A 10,504-nucleotide genomic window follows, 5' to 3' on the forward strand; every position below is an offset into this window, starting at 1 on the left:
AGTCCCGCGTTCCTTCGCATTATCGCGTCCTCGCGATTACGCACCTTATGCGCAGCTGCGCATAACGTGCGGAAGGCCCCGGCATAGGCATCGTAAATGCCGCGCTGCTCGGGGCTGAGCGCATGTTCGAGCATCTCGTATTCGACACCGTCATAGGACAGCGACCGCGCCGTGTAGAGACCGAGCGCCCGGAGGTCGCGGGCAAGAACCTCCATCGCCGCGACACCGCCAGCCTCAATGGCTTCCACAAATTCCGACCGGGTCTGAAAGGGGAAATCCTCCCCGCCCCAGAGCCCGAGACGCTGCGCGTAGGCGAGGTTGTGGACCGTCGTCGCGCCTGTGGCCGAGACATAGACCACGCGGGCATTCGGAAGTTTGTGTTGAAGGCGCAGACCCGCCCTGCCCTGCTGCGAGGCCATGGTATCGCCGCGCTCGCCTTTGCCGCCGGCGGCATTGGCCATGGCATGGCTTTCGTCGAAGAGGATCACCCCGTCGAAATCTGCCCCGAGCCAGTCGACGATCTGGTCGACACGGGATTTCTTCCCGCCTCGTTCTTCCGAACGCAGCGTCGCATAGGTGGTGAAGAGAATGCCCTCGGTAAGCGGGATGTCGCGGCCTTGGGCAAAGCGCGAGAGCGGCGTGACCAGCAGGCGCTCCTGCCCGAGCGCCGACCAGTCGCGCTGCGCATCTTCCAGCAGCTTGTCGCTCTTTGAGATCCACAGCGCCTTGCGTCTTCCTCGGGCCCAGTTGTCGAGCAGGATCCCGGCCGACTGGCGGCCCTTGCCCGCCCCGGTGCCATCGCCGAGGAAGAAACCCCGGCGGAAGCGGACGGCGTCAGCGGCATCCTCCGGTGCTGCGGATACCACGTCTCCGGTCTCATCGACGGTCCAAGACCCCGCGAGATGCGCGCCATGCGCCTCCCCTGCGTAGATGACGGTCTCGAGCTGCGCGTCCGACAGGAGCCCTTCGCGCAGGACGGCGGCAGGCAGCTTGGGGCGATAGCTGGGTTTCGGCGGTGCGACAGAGGCCATGGCCGCCGATTGCACAAGCTTGGTCGGGTGTTGGGCCGCGCCGGGGATCTCGATCGCCTGCAGTCGGAAGGTCTCGTAGATCGCGTCGGACAGTCGTGCGGCATCTGCGTCCCCGGCGGCGTCGCGGAGAGCGTAGTCCAGTTCCTCAGCCTCAATCGGCGTTTCGGGTTTCGCCGGTTGAGCTGCCGAGGTCGCGCGCAATCGGTTGACGGGTTTGCGTGTGGTGAGGGCGGGGTTTCCCGGGAAGAGAGAAGAATGGCCCTGCCCCATTGCAGCTGCCTGATCCAGCTCTAAGCGCAGCGGGACCTCTGCGGTGATCCGGGACAGAAGATGTGCGACGTCAGGTGACATGGGTTGGCGCAGGTCAGCGGTGATGCCGCCCGGCTCGCCGCCGCGGCATTTGTCAAAAACAGTAATCCGCGTCTCGAAGCTGGTGCCGTGCTTGGCGAAAGCTGCGCCAGACACGACGCCGGTGAAAACGAGATGGGCCGTCTCGGTCAGACGGCCGAAGGTCTCGGCCCAGGCAGGCGCATCCGGCGCGAAACCGGCTCCTGTGATGGCGACGAGCCGTCCGCCGGGGGCCAGTCGCGCGAGGGCCGAGCGCAGATGCCGGGCCGTCGCCTCGGTCGACCGACCATCGACATTGGCTTGGGCCGAGAAGGGCGGGTTCATCAGGACGACGCTCGGGCGAACGCCTGCGTCGAGATGGTCGTCGATCTGCGCGGCATCGAACCGCGTGACCGGTCGACCTAGGAAAAGCAGCCGAAGAAGATCGACGCGGGTCTCAGCCAACTCGTTCAGCGCAAGGCTGCCGCCGGCGATCTCGGCGAAGATCGCCAGAAGGCCGGTGCCAGCCGAAGGCTCGAGGACTAGGTCGCGGGGCGTGATCTGTGCTGCCGCCACAGCCGCGAGCCCCATGGGCAGCGGCGTGCTGAATTGCTGAAAGCGCTCCATTTCTTCCGACCGCCGGGTGTGCGTGGGCAAGAGGCCTGCCACCTTGGCGAGGATCGGCAAGAGCGCCGCAGGCGAGCCGGCACGCGCGAGCAGCGCTCGACCGAACTTTCGCAGGAAGAGGATCAGCGCCACCTCGCCCGCCTCATAGGCGAGCTTCCAGTCCCAGGCACCGGTCGCATCGGAACCGCCAAAGGCATGTTCCATCTCGCGGCGCAGGCGCAGCGCGTCGATCTGAAGCCCTTGCGCCAGATCGGGCTGCAGCGCTTCGGCAACAGCAACGATCGCAGGGGCAGGATTTGCTGCCAACGGGACAATGGGCGCAGGCAAGGACGCCTGCGCAACAGGGGCAAGATGGGTCATCGGGAAACTCCGGAATGAAGGACAGGATCAGGCCCGGACACCCTCTCTCGGGCAGCCTCGGACCTGATCTTTCCCGGCCCCTCTCTCCCTCTCGAATCCGACGCGTCCCGGAAGCTCGGCTTGATTTTGTTCTTGTTATGTTCTATTTTCTGAGCCAAGCCAGAAAGGGGGTTCCACCATGGAAAGCACCACGCACGCCCTGCCCGCGACGCCCAAGCAGATCGCCTATGCGCGGTCGCTCGCCCTGCGCAACCGGACGCTCCTGCCCTGGGAGGTTCAGCAAGACCGGCGATCTTTGAGCGCTTGGATCGAGGCTCAGGCCCGGCTGAAGCCGGTATCGGACATGGACCGGCTGCCCACGTCCAAGCAGGTGGCCTTCGCTGAGAAACTCGCCCGGATCAAACGGCGCGCCGTTCCGGACGAATGCTTCCGCGACAAGGGGCTCATGTCGAAGTGGATCGACGGGAACAGGTGACGGGTGTCAGCTGGTGGATGGCTTGTCGGCGCAAGAATCCACCAGAGTTTCCCTCCGCCTACGAAATGCTGCCCGTAGCGCTTCTGTCGGTAAAGGTGGAGAATCGAACGCCTCAAAGAACGGCTGATGGTCACATGGCTTCAAGTTCGTGACGTCCGCGCTGTTGTCGTTTGCCTGTTTCATTTCTTCGGACCCCCAAAGGCGCATGCGCTGTAACTTGTCAGCCGACGGCCGCAATCGAGTAGTGCGGTGTCCCATCCCACACAAGATCCCAAGACGCGCCCGGACGAACGTTCTGAATTGCGTGGGGCTCGAAGCAGACCAAGCAATTCCCGCCCGATGCAGGAGCCCGGACCGAAGGGTAAATCAGGCCCTTGGATCCGCCCCGACGCAGATGCTGTGCCAGGCTTTGGCCCTCGGGATACCCGACAGCCGGATCCGGATGCAGCGCCGGATGACCTGCCTCATCGGTCATGTCGTCGAAGACGCCGATGAAGTCGGCCAGCAATTCCACATAGCGGGCGCTATCGTGGAAGCTGCCGGTAAAGCCGAGTTCGCGTGTGCGGTGCCAAGCCACTTCGCTGACAGAAACCATCACATCCCATGCGCAGTACCACGCGCCGCGCTCCTCGGCGTTGAAGCGGTTTCCGCCGGCGCGGGTGTAAGTGAAGGCTGCGTTGACGTGACTGTCCCCATAGATGCGCAGATCGCGGCTGCGGCGTTGCCAAGCGAGTTCGCGCGGGTCCAGATGCGGGTTGCGCCCGCGTTCGGCCTGTAGACGTCCACTGGTCAGGCCCTCGATCTCTGCCAAGATCTCCATCTCGTCATCGGTATCGACGAGACCGCGCAGCGATGGTGGCTTGTGGTAGGTGGCGGGCAGGAGACGAACGAGACCGCGATCGGAAATCTCGGTCTGCTTCATGCCCCACCACGCAACGCATCAAGATAGGTCCGAACCGCGAGGATCTGCGGCAAACCCCCGTCGATGGCGGTGTCAACTGGCCGACTTCCACCAAAGAGCGGCCCCTTGTTCGGTCGGGTGAACCAGCTTTTTGCCAGAGGCTCCGAGAAGTAGAGTTCGAGCGACTTGAAGATGCCAATTACAGCGCTGAGCCGCAGCAGTTGGTCCTTGGTCAGTTCCCCCGCAAAGTCAGGCTTCTTGGCGCGCTTCCACGTGCTCTCTGACATGTCGGCAAGGCCAGCCGCCTCCTTGAGGCTGAGACCCCAAGCATCAGCCACGCGCGCATAGGCCTTCAGCGCGACGGCGTTGATCTGTGCGGGTTCCCGGATCTTCTCTGCAACGTACATGGCGTCCTCCATTGGCTTCAATATAGTCCATATGGACTTACTGTAAAGATCAAATGAACCTTACGCTTTGATCTCTGTTACCCGAACCGCCGCCCTGCTTCCGTAAACGTATACGCGTTCGCGATGATCCCCTCCTCGATGGCCTCGTCCGAGGTGAGGTGGTCGTATTCGGCCTCAAGCTCGCGGTAAAGCCAGCGGGCCAAATCTCGCAGCGCTTCGGTCACGACATCTTCCGCGTCCTCGGTCGGCGGCTGCCAGGTCGGGCTGTCCCGCGTGACGTCGATCGACATGGTATATTCGTGGTAATAGTGGCCACGGTGGCTGGCCTCCGCGGCGAGCTGGTAGAAGTTCTGGCGCTGGATGGCCTGCAGACGGTCGGCGATGCCATGCAGCGTCGCGTCGGTCGGGGCGTAGTCCCGGATGCGCGCGGCCGCACCCTTGGCGTGGGACCAATAGCCCTCGAAGCAGGCCCCGTCGCCCTGGCTCCAGAAGCCGGAGAACCAGATGCAGGGCTTGGCCCGCGTCCCGCCGCCCATCAAGCGGACGGAGGTGGTGTTCAGACGGATGCCGAGGATCTCGCAGACCCGCTCGAAATCGTCATAGACCGCGTCCCACCAATCGTCGTGGGGGCCAAACTCGCGATACCAGCTCCGCGCCTTTTCCTTGGCCGCATCCGAGAGTTCGGGGAACTGGTAGACGGTGGTGCAGATGACCTCAGGCATCGACGTCCTCCCCGTTCAGCGCGGCGGCCAGCCATTCCTGGCTGCTGGTCCAACCGACGGATTTGCGTGCGCCGAGATCGATAACATGCGCGCCGCCACCAAAGGCGTCGAGGCGGGGCCGGGAGCAGGTCAGGGCGTACTGGAAGCCCCAGAGGCCGGTAAGGTCGAGATCTTCGGCAAGGCGCAGCACGAAGCGGATGACCGCCTCGACATCGCCGTGGTCATCGTCATGGATCCAGAGGGTGCAGCCCTCGGGGGCATCCTGGAGCACGAGATCGAAGCCCGCGATTTCCGGATCGTCGGCGTCCTGATCCGCAGCTCGGATTTCCTGGAACAGGGCGAGCGCGCGAGCCGCCTTGTCGGGGCTGCCTACGTCGAGCAGGCACGAGAAATGGGTGAAGTAATCCGCCATGGGGACCTCCTGAATGGGTAAGGCCCGGCCGAGAGGCCGGGCACTCGGTTGGGATGAAGGGGTAGTTGGGAACGATCAGCCGGTCGGCGTGTCGCCCGCCGCCTGTCGTGCGGCATGAGCGCAGAGCATCTGCCAGTAGAAGCGCTTGCGCGCGAGCCGGAGACTGCAAACAGCGCGCGTGTCGGGGTGTAGCGCCCGGACCGCCGCGCGAACCACTGCCAGTCGCGAAGCGGTCGGCGGCAAACCAAGACTTAGATAGGTGGGATCGGTCATGTCACATGACCTCGACCACGGGCGAAGCGAGATGCGGATCGACCTGTGCCTCGATCCGTTCGGTCCGACCCATCCAAGGCTCGGGCCGAATGGCCTTCACCCAATCGGCGAAGCTCGGGATGAAGCCGAGGTCCTCCTTAACATGCTGCTCGCCGACCCACCGGGTCGGGATGATGCGTCCGGTCGAGAGCGTAAGCGTCGGACCAAAGATTGTCTCGGCCATGAAGATGCCCTCGGCATGGTGGCGCAGCGCCCGGTGCCGGAAGTCCGCTGTGATCTCCTTGCTCTGGTCGAACCAGGCATGCACCGAGATGAAATCCTCGACCGTGCCGCCCCATTTCTTCACCGAGGATAGAGCGTGGTGGTAGGGATGTGCCATCGCCGCCCCCTTAGAAATCGTGTGTGTAAAGTTCGGACGAAGTGAAGCGCTCGTTGAACTCGAGGTGGATGGTGCGAGCGCTCGCGTCGAAGCAGAATTCGCCGTAAGCCCCGTCGTTGTTTTCCCAACCGCCATGGGTGTCGGAGAGGAAGTCGTAGGCCAGCTGCTCCACGACATCTTCGAGCGAAAGCGCCCGCATCTCGACCTCCGGGTCGTCCCAGGTCAATGCGGCATAGGCGATTTCGGTCTTGGGGAAAGCAACCTCGGTATCGCCCGCGTAGGCTTCGATGCTTTCAACCTGGCCGCTATCGCCATAGCCGTCGAAACTCACGGTCACATGGGTGATGCCCGCGGCAGTCAGGCCATCGAAGAGGCGCTCCTTGTTGGCCGGACGCAAAGCTGCGATCCGCGCGTCACGCTCGGCCTGCCGGGCCAGCATGGCGGTGAAATCAATCCTGGACGGCGCCATCGGCGCGGCTAGGGTGGGTTCGATCTTGGACATTGGAAACTCCGAAATGAGGGAAAGGATCTGAACCCCGAGGCTCTCTCTCGTCCTCGTAGGTTCACATCCTCCCCTGCCCTTCTCTGACTCTCGGGCGTCACGCCGCGATCTGCAGGGCGCGAGACGCGAAGACACGCCAGAGCGGATCGACAAGACGGGCATCGAGAAGGTCGGCGTGGTGCCGCAGCCGTCGCGCGAGGCCATGTTCATGCCACTCGGCCGCCCGCATGGCCTGCGCGCGGGTCTGGCTGGCCTCGGACACGACGGCGCGGGCTTCGGCGGCATCCGAGACCGGGTGGCACCATGCGACCCCGCCATCAAAGGTAGCTCCGGCCAGAACGAGACGGCCCTCCCGATCGAGGATTGCCAGGATGCGCGGAGCGTCTTCAGGTGTGATATCTTCGGCGTGAACGATTGCCCCCTGCATGGCCTCGGCCAGCGTGGCAAACCGCTCCAGTACCTTGGGGTGTGCCTGCCCGGACATGAGAGCAGCGGGCGCATGGCAAGCCGTCGTGAGTGCGAACGGCAAGTCTTGATCTGCAAAAACGGTCAGGAGGCTCGGCGGCAAACCTGTTTTCTGCGTTTCCGGCTGAGTTTGGAGAGGAAGGTCGAACATGGGCATATCTCCGACGGTGCGGAGAGCCTCTCTCCCCGCTTCAAACCGTCAAAGACCAAACCCCCGCCCTCTTCCTCGGAAGGGTGACGGCGGCAGGCTCGCAAGGCGCGTCACAGCTTGCCCAGGGCCCGCAGGCTCAGTTCCGTCCCGGCGCCGACGATGATGTGGTCATGCAGCGTCAGGCCGAAGAACTTACACCCCTTCTGGATCTCCCCGGTCATGCTTAGATCGGCCTCCGACGGTGTCGGATCGCCCGACGGGTGGTTGTGGATCAGGATCAGCCCGCTGGCGTTCAGCATCAGCGCCCGCTTGATCACCTCGCGTGGATAGACCGGGACATGGTCGACCGTGCCTGTCGAGAGCAGTTCATCGGCGATGATGCGGTTCTTGCGGTACAGGTAGAGGACGTGGAAGCGCTCGATGGGTCCTCGGACGCTGAACGCACAATAGTCCAGCAGCGCCTGCCAACTGCCGATGACAGGGTTCTGGCTGAGATAGCGGCCGAGGATGTCGCGGGCGTCTAGGATGACGGTTTCTTCTTGGGGAGTCATGAGGGTCTCGCTGTATTGCACGAATACCGAAGGCCCCTGCCCTATCGGGCAAGGCCAGCGGCATGCATGTGGTAAGTGAGGTGAAACGACCGCCACGCTTGCGGGCGGTCGCTGTATCGAGGTTCGCCTCAGCCGACTCGGTCGAGGAGCTTCTTGGCGCGCCCTTCCATGTCGAGGCGCGCGTCCTGCTGGGTCTTGTCGCGCGCAAGCCGCGTGATGCCCTGCACGAAATCGAAGATGCTCTCAGGCGGGCGGCCTTCCTCCATCAGCACCTTCTCGATGATCTTGCCGGATTCGGCCTTCGAGAAACCGCGCTTGCGCAGGAAATCCGCGCGGTCTTCGTCGCTGCGCGCCACGACCTGCTGCCGCGCCGCCTTGATGCCGTTCACGAAGCCCTGTGGCGAGGAATTGGCGAACCGCGTCAGCGCCGGGGCCGCTTCATGGGCGAAGCGGGAGGCGGCGTATTTCGAGTGGCGGATCTTGATCTCCTGGAAATCCTCGACGCCCCAGAGGTTGCGGTTCTGGCACACCGCCCGCAGGTAGAAGCTCGCCATGCCGAGGGTCTTCGCGCCGACCTCGGAATTCCAGCAATAGAAGCCCCGGAAATAGAGATCGGGGGAGCCGTCGGGCAACTTGCCTGCTTCGATCGGATTGCGGTCGTCGACCAGGAACAGGAAGACGTCGCGGTCCGAGGCGTAGAGCGTGGTCGTGTCGCGGCTGATCTCGACATCGGGGTTGTAGACCCCGGTCGACCAATCCAGCACACCCGGCACCTTCCAGCGCGTATCGCCCGTGCCATTGCCCGCGATGCGCTGCACCGCCTCGACAAGCTCGAAGTCATGGATGCGACCGTAGTCGGGACCGGTCACGGCGCGCAGTTCGGTCCGGCCATCCTCGGTCTCGAAGGTCTTCACCTGCTCGGCGCGGTGGTTGGTCAAACCGTATTGCAGGTTGATCCCCGCCAAAGGCGCGGGCAGCTGCCGAAGGTAAGAGGCCGGAGCGCCGACAATGCTGGCGAGCTGGCCGAAGGCCCAATGCGTCGGCGCGACCGGTTCATGCGCTTTCGGCAGCATCAGGTGCAACCGCTCAGCGTTGTCGCGCGCGGCCTCGACCCTGATATCGGCGGTCTGCACCACCCGGCTGCGGCTGCGCTCAGAGCGCCCCTTCACATTGGCCCAGAGATCGTCGAGCGAGAGATACCGCTCGTCATCGGGCCGGTTGAACCATTCGGACGACACCCGCCCGTTTCGCTCCCCCCGGCTCACGTCCACTTTCCAGCCACCAGCCCGCGCCGGCTGAACCGGATCCAGTACTTCCACAACACCCATCGGCATTCCTCCGTGACAGGCACCGGGAGCCACTCTCCCAGCCATCAACCCGTCACCGGGATACCGGCACCCCTCTCACTTTTATGGAGCCACCTTCTGTCAAGAGGGCACGACCTATCCGACCGACCCTTCCCAGATTGAGACCCGGTTCATATTTTTGACTCGATGGGCGATCGGTCGCCGGGATGATCCTGGCAAGGGCGTGGTCTGCAAAAGCGCGTCACCGGCTCGACTTTTATCCGGTCCGGCAATCTCGGTCAGCACCGGTGCCGTAACCCTAATCCCGTTTGCTGCGGGTGCTGCCCTTCGAGGGACGGGACCCTTCTCTACAAACGGCGTCTTTCAGCCCAGTGAGAGGTCGGTCACACATCCGCCCGGCATTCCCGGCGGTCGCGAGCCGCGCGGGAATTCGATTTGGCGTCTCCTTGGTTCAGGTCACGATGGCACCACGAGGAACAAGACCCGTTGTTGCGTAGCGCCACAGGGCGATCAACAGCTTGCGGGCGAGCGCAACCACCATGATGCGTCGCATCCGTCCTGTCGCACCCTCAGTGCGTTTGCGATACCATTTTGCCAATTCGCTGTCGGGCTGCCAGTGGAGCCAGCGCCAACTCATCTGGACCATGTGAGCCCGCAGCATCGGCGGCCCGGCTTTGGTGATGCCTTGGCTGCGCGACACCGATCCGCTCGCCCAAGGGGCCGGCGCAAGGCCGCTCCAGCCACCGATCTCCCTCCGGTTACGAAAACCCCGCCACAGCGCCTCGCGCGTCAGGATCGTGGCGTCATTCATCCCGATTCCTTTCAGCCGATTAAGCGCCGCGATCATCGCAACGTCGCATTCGGAACCCGAGCCAGCATCTGTCTCGTTAGCGCAGTCACCAACCACATTATCGCGCTCCGCTTCAACATCGGCCATCTGTCGCATCACCAACTTCAGGCGCTCCAGCTCACGCGTGATTTCCCGCTTCAAGCATGGGCCGAGGTGACGTCCGTCCCCGGTCACCAGCGCATCCAGCCGCGCAACAGCATCCGCTGCGCGCGGATCGAAATCCATGATCCCCTGTGTTTTGAGCAGACCTTTGATCCGGTTTCCGTGTGCCGTTCTTTCCTTCACAAGACGCTGGCGCTCGCGCAATCCTCTGCGCGCATCGTCCTGCTTGACAGTCGGCACGCGCACCTCGCTCAGCACCTGCCGTTCGCCGCGCGCCCAGGCCATCAATGCGCGAACCATACCCCGTGCATCGATCCGATCGGTTTTCGCCCGTTTGGCACGGCGATCGACAAGCAAGCTCGCGGGGTCGATCACGATGACACGGATCCCAAGCGTGACAAGGCGACGATAGAGCCAGAATCCTTCGTAACCCGCCTCGTAGCAGACCACGACGTCGGTCTCGTCGATTGTCTTCCCGGTCCTTGACTTCGCTCTATCGATCAGGCTCAGCAAGGCGTCCACGTCACCGCATGCCATTTCGTGCAAGGCAACCTTTTCGGCCCAAGGTGTGTCAACGGCGGAGTAAAACCCGACCAAAGGGCGGCGCAAAAGTAGGCCACTTTGGGGTTGGGCGTGAAGGGCGCATAGAGCGCTGGCGGCCA

13 protein-coding genes are annotated in these 10,504 nt (G+C 63.7%); 1 reads left to right on the plus strand and 12 read right to left on the minus strand.

Translation table 11 applies throughout. From position 1 onward, the window contains the following. On the minus strand, window positions 1-2,345 hold a 2,345-nt coding region (locus tag ACSSV4_RS22615; RefSeq protein WP_454277260.1), incomplete at its 3' end, for a strawberry notch-like NTP hydrolase domain-containing protein. A 178-nt stretch (window positions 2,346-2,523) separates the two neighbouring features. Between ACSSV4_RS22615 and ACSSV4_RS22620 the strand changes: the two genes are divergently transcribed. Next, window positions 2,524-2,820, plus strand: a complete 297-nt coding sequence (locus ACSSV4_RS22620) for a hypothetical protein (RefSeq protein ID WP_454277261.1) — start codon at window positions 2,524-2,526, stop codon at window positions 2,818-2,820. Window positions 2,821-3,040: 220 nt separating this feature from the next. Here the strand turns inward: ACSSV4_RS22620 and ACSSV4_RS22625 are convergent, their stop codons facing one another. From ACSSV4_RS22625 to ACSSV4_RS22675, 11 genes are all read right to left on the minus strand, one after another. Continuing rightward, entirely contained in the window at window positions 3,041-3,742 is a 702-nt protein-coding gene (locus ACSSV4_RS22625; protein WP_454277262.1) for an RES family NAD+ phosphorylase, read from the minus strand. Continuing rightward, complete coding sequence (locus ACSSV4_RS22630; RefSeq protein ID WP_028095451.1) at window positions 3,739-4,140, minus strand: MbcA/ParS/Xre antitoxin family protein; 402 nt, start codon at window positions 4,138-4,140, stop codon at window positions 3,739-3,741. The genes ACSSV4_RS22625 and ACSSV4_RS22630 overlap by 4 nt, the downstream gene beginning before the upstream one ends. Before the next feature lie 65 nt (window positions 4,141-4,205). Next, the gene (locus ACSSV4_RS22635; RefSeq protein ID WP_422907277.1) at window positions 4,206-4,850 is read right to left on the minus strand and encodes an antitoxin of toxin-antitoxin stability system; all 645 of its coding nucleotides are present in this window, start codon (window positions 4,848-4,850) and stop codon (window positions 4,206-4,208) included. Beyond that, window positions 4,843-5,262 carry a hypothetical protein gene (locus ACSSV4_RS22640; RefSeq protein WP_149615704.1) on the minus strand — a complete coding sequence of 140 codons (420 nt, stop codon included), beginning with the start codon at window positions 5,260-5,262 and terminating at the stop codon, window positions 4,843-4,845. The genes ACSSV4_RS22635 and ACSSV4_RS22640 overlap by 8 nt, the downstream gene beginning before the upstream one ends. A 75-nt stretch (window positions 5,263-5,337) precedes the next feature. After that, window positions 5,338-5,535, minus strand: coding sequence for a hypothetical protein (locus ACSSV4_RS22645; RefSeq protein WP_149615703.1), 198 nt, complete (start codon window positions 5,533-5,535; stop codon window positions 5,338-5,340). 1 nt (window position 5,536) lies between these two features. Then, window positions 5,537-5,914 (minus strand): DUF6915 family protein, encoded by a 378-nt coding sequence (locus ACSSV4_RS22650; RefSeq protein WP_422907278.1) that lies wholly within the window; start codon window positions 5,912-5,914, stop codon window positions 5,537-5,539. A gap of 10 nt (window positions 5,915-5,924) precedes the next feature. Beyond that, window positions 5,925-6,416: a DUF6878 family protein gene (locus ACSSV4_RS22655; RefSeq protein ID WP_422907279.1), complete on the minus strand. Its 492-nt coding sequence runs from the start codon at window positions 6,414-6,416 to the stop codon at window positions 5,925-5,927. A gap of 97 nt (window positions 6,417-6,513) precedes the next feature. Continuing rightward, window positions 6,514-7,032, minus strand: a complete 519-nt coding sequence (locus ACSSV4_RS22660) for a DNA repair protein RadC (RefSeq protein ID WP_422907280.1) — start codon at window positions 7,030-7,032, stop codon at window positions 6,514-6,516. Between the two features lie 110 nt (window positions 7,033-7,142). After that, window positions 7,143-7,583: a JAB domain-containing protein gene (locus ACSSV4_RS22665; protein ID WP_422907281.1), complete on the minus strand. Its 441-nt coding sequence runs from the start codon at window positions 7,581-7,583 to the stop codon at window positions 7,143-7,145. A gap of 128 nt (window positions 7,584-7,711) precedes the next feature. Next, on the minus strand, window positions 7,712-8,911 hold the full coding sequence (locus tag ACSSV4_RS22670; protein ID WP_422907282.1) for a DUF932 domain-containing protein: 1,200 nt from the start codon (window positions 8,909-8,911) through the stop codon (window positions 7,712-7,714). Window positions 8,912-9,341: 430 nt separating this feature from the next. Further along, window positions 9,342-10,504 (minus strand): IS110 family transposase (locus ACSSV4_RS22675; RefSeq protein WP_454277263.1); only part of this gene is annotated, 1,163 nt, incomplete at its 5' end.

Source organism: Roseovarius sp. MBR-154, from assembly GCF_053628595.1.

Excerpts from the sequence above, each read along its gene's own strand:
- ACSSV4_RS22620 (WP_454277261.1), top strand. The coding sequence starts at position 2,524 with ATGGAAAGCACCACGCACGCCCTGCCCGCGACGCCCAAGCAGATCGCC.
- ACSSV4_RS22625 (WP_454277262.1), bottom strand. The coding sequence starts at position 3,742 with ATGAAGCAGACCGAGATTTCCGATCGCGGTCTCGTTCGTCTCCTGCCC.
- ACSSV4_RS22630 (WP_028095451.1), bottom strand. The coding sequence starts at position 4,140 with ATGGAGGACGCCATGTACGTTGCAGAGAAGATCCGGGAACCCGCACAG.
- ACSSV4_RS22635 (WP_422907277.1), bottom strand. The coding sequence starts at position 4,850 with ATGCCTGAGGTCATCTGCACCACCGTCTACCAGTTCCCCGAACTCTCG.
- ACSSV4_RS22640 (WP_149615704.1), bottom strand. The coding sequence starts at position 5,262 with ATGGCGGATTACTTCACCCATTTCTCGTGCCTGCTCGACGTAGGCAGC.
- ACSSV4_RS22645 (WP_149615703.1), bottom strand. The coding sequence starts at position 5,535 with ATGACCGATCCCACCTATCTAAGTCTTGGTTTGCCGCCGACCGCTTCG.
- ACSSV4_RS22650 (WP_422907278.1), bottom strand. The coding sequence starts at position 5,914 with ATGGCACATCCCTACCACCACGCTCTATCCTCGGTGAAGAAATGGGGC.
- ACSSV4_RS22655 (WP_422907279.1), bottom strand. The coding sequence starts at position 6,416 with ATGTCCAAGATCGAACCCACCCTAGCCGCGCCGATGGCGCCGTCCAGG.
- ACSSV4_RS22660 (WP_422907280.1), bottom strand. The coding sequence starts at position 7,032 with ATGTTCGACCTTCCTCTCCAAACTCAGCCGGAAACGCAGAAAACAGGT.
- ACSSV4_RS22665 (WP_422907281.1), bottom strand. The coding sequence starts at position 7,583 with ATGACTCCCCAAGAAGAAACCGTCATCCTAGACGCCCGCGACATCCTC.
- ACSSV4_RS22670 (WP_422907282.1), bottom strand. The coding sequence starts at position 8,911 with ATGGGTGTTGTGGAAGTACTGGATCCGGTTCAGCCGGCGCGGGCTGGT.